This is a genomic window from Streptomyces sp. NPDC018026 (genome assembly GCF_044327745.1).
In the GTDB taxonomy this organism is placed as follows: Bacteria; Actinomycetota; Actinomycetes; order Streptomycetales; family Streptomycetaceae; genus Streptomyces; species Streptomyces rubrogriseus.
The window spans coordinates 50,299-67,412 of sequence record NZ_JBIRFY010000007.1 but is presented as its reverse complement, the minus strand read 5'-3'; the positions used below and the strand labels follow the sequence as shown (position 1 = coordinate 67,412).

General features: G+C 72.4%; 17 protein-coding genes. 12 read left to right on the top strand and 5 right to left on the bottom strand.

All coding sequences use genetic code 11. The annotated features are described in order from the left end of the window. Positions 1–4 precede the first annotated feature (4 nt). The 6 genes from ribH to ACH4D3_RS22290 all read left to right on the top strand — a co-directional run bounded on the left by ribH (position 5) and on the right by ACH4D3_RS22290 (position 4,814). Entirely contained in the window at positions 5–490 is a 486-nt protein-coding gene (gene ribH, locus ACH4D3_RS22315; protein ID WP_052837924.1) for a 6,7-dimethyl-8-ribityllumazine synthase, read from the top strand. A gap of 34 nt (positions 491–524) precedes the next feature. Continuing rightward, the gene (locus tag ACH4D3_RS22310) at positions 525–797 is read left to right on the top strand and encodes a phosphoribosyl-ATP diphosphatase (RefSeq protein ID WP_011027788.1); all 273 of its coding nucleotides are present in this window, start codon (positions 525–527) and stop codon (positions 795–797) included. A gap of 48 nt (positions 798–845) precedes the next feature. Further along, positions 846–1,730, top strand: coding sequence for an ATP phosphoribosyltransferase (gene hisG / locus ACH4D3_RS22305; protein WP_398324506.1), 885 nt, complete (start codon positions 846–848; stop codon positions 1,728–1,730). A gap of 37 nt (positions 1,731–1,767) precedes the next feature. Beyond that, complete coding sequence (locus ACH4D3_RS22300; RefSeq protein WP_398324503.1) at positions 1,768–2,238, top strand: PH domain-containing protein; 471 nt, start codon at positions 1,768–1,770, stop codon at positions 2,236–2,238. A 204-nt stretch (positions 2,239–2,442) separates the two neighbouring features. After that, positions 2,443–3,774, top strand: coding sequence for a hemolysin family protein (locus ACH4D3_RS22295; RefSeq protein WP_398324500.1), 1,332 nt, complete (start codon positions 2,443–2,445; stop codon positions 3,772–3,774). Continuing rightward, entirely contained in the window at positions 3,771–4,814 is a 1,044-nt protein-coding gene (locus ACH4D3_RS22290; protein WP_398324497.1) for a hemolysin family protein, read from the top strand. The genes ACH4D3_RS22295 and ACH4D3_RS22290 overlap by 4 nt, the downstream gene beginning before the upstream one ends. Positions 4,815–4,956: 142 nt before the next feature. Here ACH4D3_RS22290 and ACH4D3_RS22285 read toward each other — a convergent pair whose 3' ends face one another. Then, complete coding sequence (locus tag ACH4D3_RS22285) at positions 4,957–6,813, bottom strand: AAA family ATPase (RefSeq protein WP_398324494.1); 1,857 nt, start codon at positions 6,811–6,813, stop codon at positions 4,957–4,959. Between the two features lie 429 nt (positions 6,814–7,242). Continuing rightward, the gene (locus ACH4D3_RS22280; RefSeq protein WP_398325294.1) at positions 7,243–7,917 is read right to left on the bottom strand and encodes a uridine kinase; all 675 of its coding nucleotides are present in this window, start codon (positions 7,915–7,917) and stop codon (positions 7,243–7,245) included. Positions 7,918–8,048: 131 nt separating this feature from the next. On the opposite strand from ACH4D3_RS22280, the gene ACH4D3_RS22275 reads away from it, so the two are divergent. The 3 genes from ACH4D3_RS22275 (at position 8,049) to ACH4D3_RS22265 (ending at position 10,448) form a co-directional block, all read left to right on the top strand. Continuing rightward, positions 8,049–9,440: a peptidase C39 family protein gene (locus ACH4D3_RS22275; protein ID WP_398324492.1), complete on the top strand. Its 1,392-nt coding sequence runs from the start codon at positions 8,049–8,051 to the stop codon at positions 9,438–9,440. A gap of 119 nt (positions 9,441–9,559) precedes the next feature. Continuing rightward, positions 9,560–9,703 carry an SCO1431 family membrane protein gene (locus ACH4D3_RS22270; protein WP_398324489.1) on the top strand — a complete coding sequence of 48 codons (144 nt, stop codon included), beginning with the start codon at positions 9,560–9,562 and terminating at the stop codon, positions 9,701–9,703. Between the two features lie 82 nt (positions 9,704–9,785). Next, entirely contained in the window at positions 9,786–10,448 is a 663-nt protein-coding gene (locus ACH4D3_RS22265) for a TetR/AcrR family transcriptional regulator (protein ID WP_398324488.1), read from the top strand. A 97-nt stretch (positions 10,449–10,545) separates the two neighbouring features. Here ACH4D3_RS22265 and ACH4D3_RS22260 read toward each other — a convergent pair whose 3' ends face one another. Continuing rightward, positions 10,546–11,799, bottom strand: coding sequence for a glycoside hydrolase family 18 protein (locus tag ACH4D3_RS22260; RefSeq protein ID WP_398324485.1), 1,254 nt, complete (start codon positions 11,797–11,799; stop codon positions 10,546–10,548). A 380-nt stretch (positions 11,800–12,179) separates the two neighbouring features. Between ACH4D3_RS22260 and ACH4D3_RS22255 the strand changes: the two genes are divergently transcribed. Beyond that, positions 12,180–13,355 carry an acyl-CoA dehydrogenase family protein gene (locus tag ACH4D3_RS22255; RefSeq protein ID WP_398324483.1) on the top strand — a complete coding sequence of 392 codons (1,176 nt, stop codon included), beginning with the start codon at positions 12,180–12,182 and terminating at the stop codon, positions 13,353–13,355. On the opposite strand, the gene ACH4D3_RS22250 is transcribed toward ACH4D3_RS22255, so the two are convergent. Together ACH4D3_RS22250 and ACH4D3_RS22245 are read right to left on the bottom strand one after the other, a co-directional pair. Beyond that, complete coding sequence (locus tag ACH4D3_RS22250) at positions 13,318–13,635, bottom strand: hypothetical protein (protein ID WP_398324480.1); 318 nt, start codon at positions 13,633–13,635, stop codon at positions 13,318–13,320. The two genes, ACH4D3_RS22255 and ACH4D3_RS22250, sit on opposite strands and share 38 nt — an antisense overlap. Positions 13,636–13,799: 164 nt before the next feature. Beyond that, entirely contained in the window at positions 13,800–14,237 is a 438-nt protein-coding gene (locus tag ACH4D3_RS22245; protein ID WP_398324477.1) for a hypothetical protein, read from the bottom strand. Between the two features lie 278 nt (positions 14,238–14,515). Here ACH4D3_RS22245 and ACH4D3_RS22240 point away from each other — a divergent pair, with 278 nt between their 5' ends. Both ACH4D3_RS22240 and ACH4D3_RS22235 read left to right on the top strand, forming a co-directional pair. Then, on the top strand, positions 14,516–14,956 hold the full coding sequence (locus tag ACH4D3_RS22240; protein ID WP_104633953.1) for an Lrp/AsnC family transcriptional regulator: 441 nt from the start codon (positions 14,516–14,518) through the stop codon (positions 14,954–14,956). Between the two features lie 89 nt (positions 14,957–15,045). Continuing rightward, on the top strand, positions 15,046–16,650 hold the full coding sequence (locus tag ACH4D3_RS22235; protein WP_398324474.1) for an amidohydrolase: 1,605 nt from the start codon (positions 15,046–15,048) through the stop codon (positions 16,648–16,650). Positions 16,651–17,114: the final 464 nt, after the last annotated feature.

Genomic DNA, 17,114 nt, shown 5'->3' with positions numbered 1-17,114 from the left:
ACACGTGAGCGGCAAGGGTGCACCGGAACTGTCCGTACGCAACGTCGGGGACCTCAGGGTCGCCGTGATCGCGTCGCAGTGGCACGACAAGGTGATGGACGGACTGGTGGACGGGGCCCTGCGCGCCCTGCGCGAGCTGGGGATCGACGAGCCGACCCTGCTCAGGGTCCCCGGCAGCTTCGAACTGCCGGTGGTGGCCAAGGTCCTCGCGGGCCGCGGCTACGACGCGATCGTCGCCCTCGGCGTCGTCATCCGCGGCGGCACCCCCCACTTCGACTACGTCTGCCAGGGCGTCACCCAGGGCCTGGTCCAGGTCTCCGTCGAGACCGGCGTCCCCGTCGGCTTCGGCGTCCTCACCTGCGACACCGAGGAGCAGGCCCTGGACCGGGCCGGCATCGAGGGCTCCAGCGAGGACAAGGGCCACGAGGCGGTGACCGCGGCCGTCGCCACGGCGGCCACGCTCCGCTCAGTATCCGAACCGTGGCGTTAGTCCGGTCGGCACTACGCGTAAAGTGGGCGGCACCATGTCCAAGAAGACTTTCGAGGAGCTGTTCACCGAGCTCCAGCACAAGGCAGCCAACGGCGATCCCGCCACCTCCCGCACCGCCGAACTGGTGGACAAGGGGGTCCATGCCATCGGCAAGAAAGTCGTCGAGGAGGCCGCCGAGGTCTGGATGGCCGCCGAGTACGAGGGCAAGGACGCCGCGGCCGAGGAGATCTCCCAGCTGCTGTACCACGTCCAGGTGATGATGGTCGCCCGCGGCATCTCCCTGGACGACGTCTACGCCCACCTGTAGAGCCGGACCCCCTTCTCTCCACCCCTTCACACAAAGGAAGCCGACCTCATGCTGCGCATCGCCGTCCCCAACAAGGGTTCCCTGTCAGGCCCCGCGGGGGAGATGCTGCATGAGGCCGGCTACCAGCAGCGGCGCGAGTCCAAGGAACTGCGGATCGTCGACCCGGTCAACGAGGTGGAGTTCTTCTACCTCCGCCCCCGCGACATCGCGATCTACGTCTCCTCCGGCAAGCTCGACATCGGCATCACCGGCCGCGACCTGCTGATCGACTCCGGCGCCCACGCCGAGGAGATCCTCCCGCTCGGCTTCGCCCGCTCCACCTTCCGCTTCGCCGGCAAGCCCGGCACCGCCACCGGCATCGACGACCTCAAGGGCCGCACCGTCGCCACCTCATACGAGGGCATCGTCGCCGCCCACCTGGCCGACCGCGGCGTCGACGCCTCCGTCGTCCACCTGGACGGCGCCGTCGAGACCGCCATCGAGCTCGGCGTCGCCGAGGTCATCGCGGACGTCGTCGAGACCGGCACCTCCCTGCGCAACGCGGGCCTGGAGGTCTTCGGCGAGCCCATCATGAAGTCCGAGGCCATCGTGATCCTCCCCCAGACTTCGTCCGGGGGTGCCCCCAGCTCGGACGCGGAGCCCGACGAGACCACCGAGCCCAAGGTCCAGCAGTTCCTGCGCCGCCTCCAGGGCGTCCTGGTGGCCCGGACCTACGTCATGATGGACTACGACTGCCGGGTGGAGCAGCTGGAGAAGGCCGTCGCCCTCACCCCCGGCCTGGAGTCCCCGACCGTGTCCCCGCTGCACAACGAGGGCTGGGTCGCCGTCCGCGCGATGGTCCCGGCCAAGGAGGCCCAGCGGATCATGGACGACCTGTACGAGATCGGCGCCCGGGCCATCCTGACCACGGCCATCCACGCCTGCCGGCTCTGACCCGCCGCCACCCCAGGAGCACGCCCGGAGCCACGCCATGCCCGACACCCCGCCGGACCACCTGCCGGCCCTGCCCGTCACCTTCCGCCCCGGCCGCACCCGCGCCGTCCTGATCGTCCTCGCGGCCGTCACCTTCGTGACCGTCACGGTGCTCGGGATGGTGCTGGCCGGCCTCGGCCCGGGGGAGCGGCTCAGCTTCGTGCTGACCGCACTCCTCCTGGCGGGCGTGCTGCTCCTGCTGGCCCGGCCCCGGGTCGCCGCCGACGAGACGGGCGTCACCGTGGTCAACCTGACCACCACACGCCGTCTCGCCTGGCCGGAGATCCTCCGGGTCAACCTCCGGCAGGGCGACCCCTGGGTCTTCCTCGACCTCAGCGACGGCACCAGCCTGCCCGCGCTCGGCATCCAGCCCGGCATCGCCAAGCAGCGGGCGCTCGCCGACGCACGTGCCCTGCGCGACCTCGTGGAGGCCCGTTCCGGTGCCCTCCCCGAGGCGCCGCGTGACTAGACGCGGCGCCGCCGACCCTGCCGCGGGCCCCCTTTTCGTGATTAATCTGGGAACGAGGACGCGGACGTCGCGTCCTCGCCCCCGTCGCTCCGCCCGGTGCGCGGGGTTCCTGCTACCCGAGGAGTGACTCCCTCCGGCGATGGACGGACCGTCCTGCAGTACCTGCGCCGCCCCCTGCTGTGACACCCCACAGGCGGCGGCCTCATGACCACCCCCCTGCTGCTCCTCGCAGCCGCGTTCCTGCTGATCCTCGCCAACGGCTTCTTCGTCGCGGCCGAGTTCGGCCTGGTGACCGTCGAACGGCCCGACGCCGAACAGGCCGCCGCGGCCGGTGACCGGCGCGCCCACCGGGTCGTCGAGTCCCTCAAGGAGCTGTCCTTCCAGCTCTCCGGCACCCAGCTCGGGATCACCATCACCTCCCTCGTCGTCGGCATGCTCGCCGAACCGGCGCTGGCCCGGCTGCTCGACGGGCCGTTCACGGCCGTCGGCGTCCCCGACGGCGCCGTGTCCGGCGTGTCGGTCGTCGTCGGCATGCTGCTGGCCTCCGCCGTGCAGATGGTGATCGGCGAACTGGTGCCCAAGAACTGGGCGGTCTCCAAGCCGCTCCAGGTCGCCCGCTTCGTGGCCGGACCCCAGCACGCCTTCGCCCGGCTCTTCCACCCGGTGATCGCCGCCCTCAACACCGTGGCCAACCGCCTGGTCCGCACGCTGGGCATCGAACCCGCCGAGGAACTGGCCTCCGCCCGCACCCCCGGCGAACTGGTCTCCCTGGCCCGGCACTCCGCCCGGGCCGGCGCCCTGGAACAGGACACCGCCGACCTCTTCGTGCGGACCCTCTCCCTCGGCGAACTGACCGCCCAGCACGTCATGACCCCCCGCGTGAAGGTCAGCGCCCTGCACTCCTCGGCCACCGCCGAGGACGTCGTCAACCTGACCCGCGCCACCGGCCTGTCCCGCTTCCCCGTCTACCGGGAGAAGATCGACGAGATCGTCGGCATGGTCCACCTCAAGGACGCCCTCGCGGTCCCCGTGCACGACCGGCTGCGCACCCCGGCCGGCCGGATCGCCCGCCCGGCGCTGCTCGTCCCCGAGACCCTGCCCGTACGCCCGCTGCTCACCCGGCTGCGCAGCGAGCAGCCCATCGCCGTCGTGGTCGACGAGTACGGCGGCACGGCGGGTGTCGTCACCCTGGAGGACATCGTCGAGGAGATCGTCGGCGAGGTCCGCGACGAGCACGACGGCCTCGACGCGCCCGAACTGGCCCCCGCCCCGCCCGAGGACGGCCGCCCCGCCTGGGACGTCGACGGCAGCTGCCGCGTGGACGCCCTGCGCCGCGTCGGCCTGGACGCGCCCGAGGGCCCGTACGAGACCGTGGCCGGACTAGTCGCCGACCTGCTCGGCCGCATCCCGGCCGTCGGCGACCGGGCCGAGCTGCCCGGCTGGCGGCTCTCGGTCCGCCAGGTCGGCCACTACCGCGCCGAGCGGATACGCCTGGTGCGCACCGCCGCGGTCACCGCCCTGGAGGCCGCCCGATGAGCGTCCTGCAACTCCTCTTCGCCGCACTGCTCGTGCTCGCCAACGGCTTCTTCGTCGGCGCCGAGTTCGCGCTCGTCTCCGTGCGCCGCAGCCAGATCGAACCGCTCGGCACCACCCGCGCCCGGCAGGTGCTGTACGGCCTGGAACGACTGCCGCAGATGATGGCCGCCGCCCAGTTCGGCATCACCGTCTGCTCACTGACCCTGGGCGCGGTCGCCGAGCCGACCGTCGCGCACCTCCTGGAGCCGGTCTTCGAGTGGATCCACCTGCCGCACGGCATGATCCACCCGCTCGGCTACGTCATCGCGCTGGCCGTCGTGGTCTTCTGCCACCTGGTCATCGGCGAGATGGTCCCGAAGAACCTGGCGATGGCCGCCCCCGAGAAGGCGGCGCTGTGGCTCAGCCCCGGCCTGGTCGCCTTCGCCCGCCTGTGCAGGCCGATCACCGTCACGCTCGGCGCCTGCGCCCAGGGCATCCTGCGGCTCTTCCATGTCGAGCCCAAGGACGAGGTCGAGGCCGTCTTCACCAGTGAGCAGCTCAACCGGCTGGTGGAGGACGCCGGCCAGGCGGGGCTCCTCGACCCCGAGGAGCAGGAACGCCTGGAGGACGCCCTGGAGCTGGGCTCCCGCCCGGTGACGGACGTGCTCCTGCCGCGCGAGTCCCTGGTGACGGTCAGCCCCTCGGTCACGCCCGGGGAGATCGTCGCGCTCACCGCCCGCACCGGCTACTCGCGCTTCCCGATCGCGGCGGACCAGGGCGCCTTCATGGGGTACCTGCACGTCAAGGACGTCCTCGACCTGGAGGAGTCCGACCGTGCCGTCCCCCAGCACCTGTGGCGCCCGATGACCACGCTGCGCCCCGAACTCCCCCTGGACGACGCCCTCACGGTGATGCGCCGCGCGGCCACCCACCTGGCCCAGGTCACGGACCCGTCGGGCCGGGTACTCGGCCTGGTCGCCCTGGAAGACGTACTGGAACTCCTGGTCGGCGAGGTCCGCGACCCGGCCCACAGAAACAAAGAGGTAACCCTGGCCACGTAACTCCCCCGCCGCCGCTGCGGGCAGTCGTGCCTCCCCCAGTGCCTGAACGGCCTGGGAGGTACCCCCAGGCGGCACGGGTGGGCGCAGCGGCACCCCGCAACGCCGGGCCGCGTCCCCACCCCCCCCGCACCGAGGCTCGGCCCTATACGGCCGACGGACCCCCCGGCCCCCGCCCCGACAGCACTTCCCCGTACGCCTGCATCAGATCCGGCAACCGCAACGTCGCCAGATCGTCCCGGGTCAACGCCCCCGGATACACGGACAGCCGCAGATCCCGGTACGCACAGCTCTTCTCGTACAGCGTCCGCAGAAACCGCCCGTTCCCCAACTCGTCGATCCACCCCTGATCCACCACGTGCCCGGCGATCGACCGCAACTCGTCCAGCGCCTCCTCGTCCCACACGTCCCCGTTCTCCGCCGCGAGCACCTCACCGATCGAGGTCAGCTCCAGCGGCCGGTACGACGGAAAGTCCACCCGCGTCGTGAAACGCGAGGACAACCCGGGATTGGCGCCCAGCAGCCGGTCCATGCCCTCCGGATAGCCGGCCAGGATCACCACCAGGTGGTCCCGGTTGTCCTCGGCCCGCTTCAGCAGCACCTGGAGCGCCTCGTCGCCGTACGCGTCGCCCTTGCCGTACCCGGAGTTGGACAGGGAGTACGCCTCGTCGACGAAGAGGACGCCGCCGAGCGCGGAGTCGATCAGCTCGTTCGCCTTCACGGCGGTCTGGCCCAGGTACTCGCCGACCAGATCGGCCCGCTGCGCCTCCACCAGGTGGTCGCCGCCGAGCAGCCCGAGGGCGTAGAAGACCCGGCCCAGGATGCGGGCCACGGTGGTCTTGCCGGTGCCGGAGGGGCCGGAGAAGACGAAGTGGCGTTTGGGTGGCTGCACGGGCAAGCCCTGCCCGGCCCGCAGCCGCGCCATGTTCAGCTGCGCGGACAGCGCCCTGACCTGGCGCTTCACCGGCTCCAGGCCCACCATCCGCTCCAGCTCGGCGAGCGCCTCCTCCAGCAGTGCCGGATCGGTGGGCCCGCTGGGCAGGGACGGGTCGGGCCCGTCCGCCTTCTCGCGCACCGACGGCCCGCCGAGCGGGGGCAGCGGGGCGGACAGCGCGGGTTCCGGGGCGGAGACCTTGACCCCGCGCTCCTCGGTGCCGAACAGGGGGTCGAGCCCGTCCAGGCCGTCCGTCCCCGCACCCGCCTGCGCGTATCCCGTGAGGTCGGCCGGGTCCTCGTAGCCGTCACCCTCGGCGATCGCGGCCAGCCGGGCCGAGGTGTCCATGAAGGCGGGGTCGACGCGGTGCACCGCCCGGTACAGCGGGAGCGCGGCGGCGCTGCGCCCGGTGCCCTCGTGGGCCCTCGCCAGCCAGTAGCGCAGCTCCTTGCGCTGCGGCTGCTCGCTGCGGCACCGCATCAGGGCCGCCGAAAGGAGCGGCTCGGCCTGCCCGTACATCTCCAGGCGGACCCGGGCCATGCCGCTGAACAGCCCGGCCTCGATGCCCAGTAAGGGGTCGCCGAGCAGCGGGTCGGTGTGCCGGACGAGCCGCTCCCAGTCCTTGACGAGGTAGGCGCGGCACGCGTGCAGGAAGCGGACCTGCGCGTCGGAGTCCACCGGTGGCAGCCCGGCCAGGGCGCGGTCCAGCTCCGGCACGTGCCGGCCGTCCAGCCAGTGCGAGGCGTGCGCCAGCAGCAGGTCGCGCGGGTTCTCCAGCACGGGCTGCACCCACCAGCCCAGCCAGTACCAGGAGTTGAGCGTCCGGCGGTGCCGGGCCCGCTGCTCGCCGAAGCGGTCGCGGTTGCGGAACATTCGCAGGAGCGCGTTCGTGGTGTCGACGCGCAGCGCGTGCAGTCCCAGCCAGCCGTCGGCCATCGTGGGATCGATCCGCACCGCCGCCCGGAACTCCTCCTCCGCCTGCGGGTAGGCCCCCATGGTGTAGGCGTCCACGCCGCGCAGCCAGGCGAGTTCGGCCGGGGCCTGTGGGCCCTGCGTGCCGAAGTCCATCACGTCCCCCACCTACCGTGCCCCCGTCGGTATGCCACCGAGCCGTCGCTCGCCGGCCGCCTCGGTCAACGGCTGTACCGCGGACCGGAGTTGCAGGTGCGTGCGGCAATCTCCCGTAGGTCGCACCGAGGGCATCGTACCCGCGGCGGTCATTCCTCCGAAGGGTGCGGGAGGGGCCGTTCCGCGAGGTGGGAGCGGGCGGGGCGGGCCACCGGACGGTGACCGAGGGTGAGCGTATGGCGTCGCGGAGGAGCCGGAAAGCGTGCTCGGGGCAGAACGAAGCCCCCGATCACGGGGGAACAACCGGGGGCTTCGCGTCTGTCGGCGGCTTCGAACTGCCGCACATTCAGAACGTAAGACCTGTACGGCCCCTGGGTCAAGCGAAGTTGGGGCACGTCGGCGGGTTGCCGGGTCGCGATCTTCACGAGTTCAGCACATTGCCGAAGGTCCGTCACCCTGCGTGAGGAAGTGGGCTCCGGAGGCGCTCCCCGCCGGCCCCGGCAGCACCTCGTACCCCTGTTCGCGCTGTCGCACCAGAAGGTGCGCGAAGGGGCGCGAAGGGTCCTCGGCGAAGTGCCGGCGCTCGGCCGGGATCCACCCGTCCCAGAACGTCCGCTGTTCCGCTCCGTCGCGCTCCCGTCCGCGCGCCCACGCCCGCTCCGCGGGCAGGTCCATCCACAGCAGCCCGGCCAGGTGCGGCCGCAGCGCCGCGCGGCCGGCGCCGACGCCCTCGACCAGGATCACCGGAGCGGGCTCCAGGGCGAGCGGCACCCCGAACCGCCGGGTCCGCCAGTCGTACGGCGCGTAGTGCGCGGTCTCACCGCGCCCCAGTGGCTCGATCACCTGGGCGAGCAGCCGCGCGGTCCAGCCGAACAGCTGTTCGTGACTGGCGATGTCGTCGAGGTGCAGCACCGGCGCACCGCCCAGTCCGGCCGCCAGCCGCCCGGCGAAGGTGGACTTGCCGGACCCGGCGTGTCCGTCGACCGCGATCAGACGTACGGGTCCGCAGGAGGGGGGAAGCCGGCAGAGCCGGGCTGCGAGGTCGAGGATGGCGGATCCCGAGGGTGGCGCGCGGGCGGACGTGTTCCCTCGCACTCTAACCAGTGGTCGACACCAATATTGGTGGCGTGGCGTGCGTGGAAGTGCTGGCAGGAGCGGGCACCTGCGGCCATAGTTGGCGCACGACCGTGCAACGACGGACCCGCCCGACCCGGACACCTGGGGGTCTCCCGCTCATGAGCAGAGTCGAACAGCCGTCCCGCAGAGCCCTGCTGGCCGCAGCCGTCGCCGCGGCCGCCGTGACGGGCGGGGCGATCCCGGCGACCGCCCGGGCCGCGTCCGGCGCGGGTCCCGGCGGTGGCGCCGCGGACCGCGACCGGGACGGCGCCCGGCGGCCGGTGGACTACCGCGCCTGGACCACCCTCGGCGACTGGCGGCGCGGGACCGTGCGGGGCGCCCGGCCCGTCGCGGGCGCCCGCCCGGGCGTCGTGATCGGCGCCCCGGCCGGCACCGTCGACTACACCGACCCGCACACCGGCACCACCGCCGCCTGGGAGTACGCGACCTGGACCTCACCCGTCCACCGGCTCACGGTGCCCTCGACGGAGGTCATCGCCTCCTGGAACGCGCACACGCCGGGCGGCACCTGGATCCAGGTCGAACTGAAGGGCACCTACTCCGACGGCACGGCCACGCCCTGGTACGTGATGGGCCGCTGGACGGCCGGCGACGGCGAGCGGGACATCAGGCGGACCTCGGTCGACGACCAGGGCGACGGCAGGAGCAGCATCTGGACCGACACCTTCTCGATCGACGACGCCGCCACCGGCCTGCGCCTGGTCTCCTACCGGCTCCGGCTCACCCTCCACCGCCGCCCGGGCACCCGCACCACGCCCACCGTCTGGCGGCTCGGCGCGATGGGCTCCGACGTCCCCGACCGCTTCACCGTGCCGGCCTCCACCCCCGGGTACGCCGGAGAACTGCGCGTCCCGCGCTACTCGCAGGAGATCCACAAGGGCCAGTACCCGGAGTACGACAACGGCGGCGAGGCCTGGTGCAGCCCCACCTCCTCGCAGATGATCATCGAGTACTGGGGCGGGCGCCTCACCGAGGACCAGCTCGCCTGGGTCGACCCCTCCTACGCCGACCCGCAGGTCTGCCACGCCGCCCGGTACACGTACGACAACCAGTACGAGGGCTGCGGCAACTGGCCCTTCAACGCCGCCTACGCAGCCACCTTCAAGGGCCTCCAGGGCGTGGTGACCCGCCTCGGCTCCCTCGCCGACCTGGAGACGCTGATCGCGGCCGGCATCCCGGCCATAACGTCCCAGTCGTTCCTGGAGGAGGAGCTGACCGGATCGGGGTACGGCACCTCCGGCCACCTGATGACCGTGATCGGCTTCACCGCCGACGGCGACGTGATCGCCAACGACCCGGCCTCGGACGACAACGACGCCGTGCGCCGCGTCTACAGGCGGCGCGAGTGGGAGAACATCTGGCTCAGGACGAAGCGGTACAACGCCAGCGGCAAGGTCGTCTCCGGCACCGGCGGCGTCTGCTACCTGTACTTCCCGGCCCACCCCGGCCCGCGTCAGCGCGAGGCCCTCGCGGCGGTGGGCGTGCGCTGAGCGGAGCGGGCCGCACCGCTGTGACCAAGCTCTCGGCCGCAAAAGCCGCTCACGGTGGCAAGGTGGACACCGTGAGCGGGGGGACTCCGCCCAGCCGAAGCCGAGATCAGCGAGAAGCCATGACCGCACACAGCGCAGCCGCCACCCGTGTCCGTACCGGCGGCCCCAAGGACGACGACGGACCGAAGATCCTGGAACACGTCATGGGCTGGACCCTCGTCGTGGTGGTCGCGATGCTCGTGGTTCAGCTGGGCCTGCTGTGACGTGACCCGTGTGTGACCTGCCCCACGACCCGACCTGCCATACTGCGGAGGTCCCGCCGCCCGTAGGAGACCAGGGTCGAAATTGAATATCAGTCAACAACGTGCCGACGCCCGTCCCCGGGCACGCGGCACCGAGCGCTCGGTGGCACGCCGCGCCGAACTCATCGCCATCGGGCGGAAGTTGTTCGCCGACACGTCCTACGACGCGCTCTCGATGGACGACATCGCGCGCCAGGCGCATGTCGCCAAGGGGCTGATCTACTACTACTTCCAGTCCAAGCGGGGCTACTACCTGGCGATCATCCAGGACTCCGTCGCCGGCCTGGTCACCACCGCGGCGCGCGGCACCGAACTGCCGCAGGTGGACCGTGTCCACCGCACCATCGACGGCTATCTGCGCTACGCGGAGCACAACCAGGCCGCCTACCGCACCATCGTCAGCGGCGGAGTCGGCTTCGACACCGAGGTGCACGGCATCCGGGACGGGGTGCGTGAGGCCATCGTCGCCACCATCGCCGAAGGGGCATACGGCCGTTCGGACATCGGTCCGCTGGCCCGGATGGGCCTGCTCGCCTGGGTGTGCAGCGTCGAGGGCGCCACCCTGGACTGGATCGGGCGGCCCGAACTGCCCCGCGAGACCATGCGCGAACTGCTGGTGAAGTCGCTCGGCGGCACGCTGCGCGCCATCGAGGAACTGGATCCCGCCTACCCCGCCCCGGCCCCGGCCCGCCGCGACGACGCCTGACGAGACGGACGACGCCTGACGAGACGGACGACGCCGGCGAAGGGGCGGAAACCCGAGCAGGTTCCCGCCCCTTCGCCCCCCGTACGCGCCAGGTGGTTCAGTCGATCGCCTTGATCAGCTCACCGTTCGCGGTGTCGCCGCTCAGCTCCCAGAAGAAGGTGCCGCCGAGACCCTGCTCGTTCTTGTACGCCATCTTGGTGGCGATGGTCTGCGGGGTGTCGTAACTCCACCAGTCGCTCCCGCACTTGGCGTACGCGGTGCCGCCCACCGTGCCGGTCGCGGGGCAGCTGGCCTTGAGCACCTTGTAGTCCTCGATGCCGTTCTCGTACGTGCCCTTCGCCGGGCCGGTCGCGGTGCCGCCCGGTTCCGACTGGGTGACGCCGGTCCAGCCGCGGCCGTAGAAGCCGAGGCCCAGCAGGAGCTTCGAGGACGGGACGCCGAGCCCCTTGAGCTTCGCGATCGTCGCCGAGGTGTGGAAGTCCTCCTTCGGAATGCCGGAGTACGAGGTCAGCGGCGAGTGCGGAGCGGTCGGCCCGGTGGCGTCCCAGGCGCCGAAGAAGTCGTACGTCATCGGGTTGTACCAGTCGACGTACTGCGCGGCCCCGGCGTAGTCCGCCGCGTCGATCTTGCCGCCGGCCGTGGCGTCCGCCGTGATCGCCGCGGTGACCAGGTAGTCCTGGCCGAACTTGGCGCGCAGGGCGGCCATCAGCTTCGGGAAGGCGTCGCGGCCGCTGGTGTCGCAGCTCAGGCCGCAGGCGTTCGGGTACTCCCAGTCGATGTCGATGCCGTCGAAGACGTCGGCCCACTTGGAGTTCTCGACCAGGTCGTAGCAGGACTGCGCGAACGCCTCCGGGTTCTGCGCGGCCTGCGCGAAGCCGCCGGACCAGGTCCAGCCGCCGAACGACCAGAGGATCTTCAGGTCGGGGTGCTTCTGCTTCAGCTTGAGCAGCTGGTTGAAGTTGCCGCGCAGCGGCTGGTCCCAGGTGTCCGCGACGCCGTCGACGGAGTCGGCCGCGGTGTAGGCCTTGTCGGTCGCCGCGTAGGCGTCGCCCATGGCGCACTTGCCGCCGGTGACGTTGCCGAACGAGTAGTTGATGTGGGTGAGTTTGTCGGCGGAGCCCGACGACTCGATGTTCTTGACGTGGTAGTTGCGGTCGTAGACGCCCCATTCGGTGAAGTAGCCGACGACCTTGGACCCGGCCGCGGCCTGCGCGGCGGGCGCCTCGGCCTGCGCGGCGGTGGCCGTGGCGGGGCCGGCCCCGGCCAGCAGACCGGCGCCGAGGGCGACGGTGCACAGGGCGGAGAACAACGTCCGGATGGGGCGGACGCGGGGGAGGTGCGGGACGTGCATCGGGTGTCTCCTCGTGGGGGGATGAGGGAAACGCGCGCCGATTGGCATGAACGCGGTAATGCGCTCGGTCCGTCACCGTAGGAGGACTAGACCAGTGTGGTCAATGGTTCGGACCATTCTTGAGTCCCGAGGCCGGAATCCAGCCGGAATCCCGTCCCTCGCGGGCCCGGCCGGGGTCATTCCCGGAATTCTTCGAGTAAGCGGTCGTTAACTGGTGACTCCATGCCTCCGATCGGGCATACTCACAGCGCACAGCCGCTGGTCAGCCGCTTCCGCGACCCGGGAGTGCGAGCATCGGCCAGGCCCGAACGACCCGGCGGAGCCGCCTCCACCCAAGGCGCAGGTCCGCCGATGTGCCCGAAAGGGAGGAGAGCGTCGCCATGCCCGACCGCGCCCCGCAGCCGGTGGACCGGCAACTGCCCACGGACGAGGCACGGGACCTGATCTCGCTCGTCCGCGACATCGCGCAGCGTGAGATCGCCCCGAGCGCGGCCGAGGAGGAGGACACCGGACGCTTCCCGCGCGAGGTCTTCACCCTCCTGTCCGACTCGGGCCTGCTCGGACTGCCCTACGACGCCGAGTTCGGCGGCGGGGAGCAGCCGTACGAGGTCTACCTCCAGGTCCTCGAGGAGCTGGCCGCGGCCCGGCTCACCGTCGGCCTCGGCGTCAGCGTGCACACGCTCGCCTCCTACGCGCTCGCCACGTACGGCACCAAGGAGCAGCAGGCCGAGCACCTGCCGGCGATGCTCGGCGGCGGTCTGCTGGGCGCCTACTGCCTCTCCGAGCCCGCCGCCGGCTCCGACGCCGCCTCGCTGCGCACCAAGGCCGTGCGCGAAAGCGGCGGAGACTGGGTGCTCACCGGCACCAAGGCGTGGATCACGCACGGCGGCATCGCCGACTTCTACACCGTCATGGCGCGCACCGGCGAGGACGGACCGCGCGGCATCACCGCGTTCCTGGTGCCCGCCGACGCCGAGGGGCTGAGCGCCGCGGTGCCGGAGAAGAAGATGGGGCTCAAGGGCTCGCCCACCGCACAGGTCCACCTCGACGGTGTGCGGGTCCCCGACGCCCGCCGCCTCGGCGACGAGGGGCAGGGCTTCGCGATCGCGCTGTCCGCGCTCGACTCCGGCCGGCTGGGCATCGCCGCCTGCGCGATCGGCGTGGCCCAGGCGGCGCTGGACGAGGCGCTGTCGTACGCGGCCGGGCGCAGGCAGTTCGGCAGGCCGATCGCCGACTTCCAGGGGCTGCGCTTCATGCTCGCCGACATGGCGACCCAGATCGAGGCGGGCCGGGCCCTGTACCTGACGGCGGCCCGACTGCGCGACGCCGGGCTGCCGTTCGCCAAGCAGGCCGCCATGGCCAAGCTGCACTGCACCGACACGGCGATGCGGGCCACCACCGACGCCGTGCAGATCCTCGGCGGGTACGGCTTCACCGCCGACTTCCCCGCCGAGCGGTACATGCGCGAGGCCAAGGTGCTGCAGATCGTCGAGGGCACCAACCAGATCCAGCGGATGGTCATCGCCCGTCACCTCGCGGGTCCCGAGGAGCGGTGAGGTCGGCGGCGACGCCGAAGTCGCCGCCGACCCGGAAGTCGCCGGTGGTGAAGAAGTCACCCGTGGCGAAGAAGTCCCCGAGGCCACGCGGGGGCTCCGCGAGCCTGACCCACTCCGGGTCGTGGCGTCCGGGCAGGGTGCGGCCGCCGTCGGCCCAGGTCCGCATCAGTTCACGGTAGATCGGCGGGTCCGGGATCTGCGGGGCCGGGGGAACCGGTCCCGCGGGCACCGGCACGAACACGCGGCGCCGACTCCCGGTCGACGAGTACGTGGGGGTCATACCCGGGCAACGCGCCGAAGTGCGGACAGGTCACCGGCGGAGGCAATCGAGCGTGAGTTCGTGGGCGTCCGCCGCCGGCCCGCGCCGCGGCATCCTGTGAGCCGCGGCGCGGGCGGGGTGACGCAATGGGTGGGCCGGCCCCTCGAAACGGGCGCTCGGGGGCCTCAGGCCGCTTCGCGCCGCATCGTCGGCACCCGCATCGGGCGCGAGCCCGGGCCGCCGACGTGGGAGAAGGGCTGAGTCCGCCAGTCGAGGCCCCGGGGGAGCGTCAACAGCAGGGCGGTGTCCTGCTCGTGGGGCCGGAACGACTCGTCCGCCGGACGCGCCTCGGTGGCCCTGCGGCCGGTGCCGGCGCAGACCGTGAGCCCGAACGGGTTCCACGGGGAGGCGCACAGGGCGTGCTCCGGCAGCGTCTCCTCGTCCGCCAGCAGGGCGATGGGCTGCGCGCAGTCCGGGCAGAACACCCGGTACATCTCGAAGGTGTCGTAGGCGTCGAGTTCCTCGTCGTCGAAGGCGTCGGGTTCGACACCCTCCGATACGGGCTCGACGACCGGCTGCTGCCGCTTGGGCGTGGTACGACCAGGGCGCTTAAGACTCTGCATGGGATTCTCCCCCTCGGGCTGGGCCGTGACGGCACTGCGGCCTCGACCACAGCAAGCACTTCCCGTCCCCCCTCCGGGGTAATCACGAGAACATCACGGAGAACGTTCAACCAGTGTGGTCTTCGTCACATGCCGTTCGCAGATGCCCCGTGCGGCGGTTTTGTCCCCACCCGGCCCCCGTCCGGACCCTGTCCGACGACCCGTCACATCACGAACGGGACATGACCCGGACTGCTCAGGTGTCCGAGGAGGTCAACGGCACTGTAGGTTCTTGCGCCATGGAGGAGCTGGACCGACAGATCGTGCAGCTGCTCGTCAAGGACGGGCGGATGAGCTACACCGACCTGGGCAAGGCCACGGGCCTGTCCACGTCGGCCGTGCACCAGCGGGTGCGGCGGCTGGAACAGCGTGGCGTCGTCCGCGGTTACGCCGCGGTCGTCGACCCGGAGGCCGTCGGGCTGCCGATGACCGCCTTCATCTCGGTGAAACCGTTCGACCCCAGCGCCCCCGACGACATCGCGGACCGCCTCGCCGGGGTCCCCGAGATCGAGGCCTGCCACAGCGTCGCGGGCGACGAGAACTACATCCTCAAGGTCCGGGTGGCCACCCCGCACGAGCTGGAGGAACTGCTCGCCCGGGTCCGCTCCCTCGCCGGTGTCTCGACCCGCACCACCGTGGTCCTCTCGACCCCCTACGAGTCCCGTCCGCCGCGCATCTGACGGCGTTCGCGCGGGAGTGCGGGGCCACGGCCGCGCGCCCGGCCGCCCCGGCTGCCGGGCGGCCCCCGCGAGGGGCGAGACTGGTGTCCATGAGTGAGTCCACCACCCCGTCCTCGACCGTCCTGCTGCGCCGCGGCGAGGTCCACAGTCCCGCCGACCCCTTCGCGACGGCCATGGTCGTCGAACGCGGCCAGGTCGCCTGGGTCGGCTCGGAGGGCGCCGCGGACGCCTTCGCGGACGGGGTCGACGAGGTGATCGACCTGGACGGCGCCCTCGTCACCCCGGCGTTCACCGACGCACACGTGCACACCACCGCCACCGGCCTCGCCCTCACCGGACTCGACCTGTCCGGCGCCCCGACCCGCGAGGCGGCCCTCGCCCTGGTACGGGACTTCGCCGCCGCCCGCCCGGACGACCGCGTGCTCCTCGGTCACGGCTGGGACGCCGCCCGCTGGCCCGACGGGCAGCCGCCCACGCGCGCCGAACTGGACGCCGCGACCGGCGGCCGTCCCCTCTACCTCAGCCGGATCGACGTCCACTCGGCCGTCGTCACCACCGCCCTGCTCGACCTGGCGCCCGGTGACCTCGCGCGCGCGGACGGCCCGCTCACCGGCGACGCCCACCACGCCGTACGCGCCGCCGCCCTCGGGGCCGTCACCCCCGCCCAGCGCACCGCGGCCCAGCGCGCGGCCCTCGCGCACGCCGCCTCCCTCGGCATCGGAACCGTTCACGAATGCGCAGGCCCGGACATCTCCTCCGAGGACGACCTGACCGGCCTGCTGCGCCTGTCCGCCGAGGAGCACGGGCCGCGGGTGATCGGCTACTGGGCCGAGCAGGACGTCGACAAGGCGCGGGAGCTGGGCGCCGTCGGAGCCGCCGGGGACCTCTTCGTCGACGGCTCCCTCGGCTCCCACACCGCCTGCCTGCACCAGCCCTACGCCGACGCCGGCCACACCGGCACCGCCCACCTGGACGCCGCCGCCGTCGCCGCGCACGTCGTCGCCTGCACCGAGGCGGGCCTCCAGGCGGGCTTCCACGCCATCGGCGACGCCGCCGTGGGCGCCGTCGTGGAGGGAGTGCGCGCCGCCGCCGACAAGATCGGCCTCGCCCGCGTCCGGGCCGCCCGCCACCGGATCGAGCACGCCGAGATGCTCACCCCCGAGACCGTCGCGGCCTTCGCGGAACTGGGCCTGACCGCCTCCGTCCAGCCCGCCTTCGACGCGCTCTGGGGCGGCGAGGACGGCATGTACGCCCAGCGTCTGGGCGCCGAGCGGGCCCGCACGCTCAACCCCTTCGCCGCCCTGCTGCGCGCCGGCGTGCCGCTCGCCTTCGGCTCCGACAGCCCGGTCACGCCCCTCGACCCGTGGGGGACCGTCCGGGCCGCCGCCTTCCACCGCACCCCGGAGCACCGGGTCTCCGTCCGCGCCGCGTTCACGGCGCACACCCGGGGCGGCTGGCGGGCGATCGGCCGCGACGACGCGGGTGTCCTGGTGCCGGGCGTGCCCGCGGACTACGCCGTGTGGCGTACCGGCGAACTCGTGGTCCAGGCCCCGGACGACCGGGTGGCCCGCTGGTCGACCGACCCGCGCTCCGGCACCCCCGGCCTCCCCGACCTCACCCCCGGCCGGGACCTGCCGCTCTGCCTGCGTACCGTGGTGGGCGGCCGGACGGTCTTCGTACGGCCGGGCGAGTGATCTCCACGGCCGACGGGGCGATGATCTTCGCGCGGCCACGACCTGCGTCTCCTCCGCGCTGACCTGCGCATTGACATCAAAGGTGCAGGTGGAACGACTGTTGACAGGCGACGGCGGGGGGCCGGTAGGTTCGGCGGAGTCCACCACCGGACGCCCGACCGGGGAATCTTCCGCATACGCGTCGCGGCGCCGCTGAGTCAGGGACGGTGTGCCGCACCGGGGCACCGCCACTGGGAGCCAGGCTCAGTGCCCGCACCGCGACGAGGGAACGTTCCGGCCGGTCGGGAGGTGTGACCCGGGTGGGGCCCGGGCGCTCAGTAGACAACGGCCTAGGTCGACCCGCAGCCGGCGGGTCCCGGGCCGGCCCGAAGGGCGCCGGGCCCCCATCCGTCGCACAAACGGCCTGAATCGGCCATCCCTACCCCGGTTCCGGGAAAACGACACCACCGTACGGCCGTCCTGTC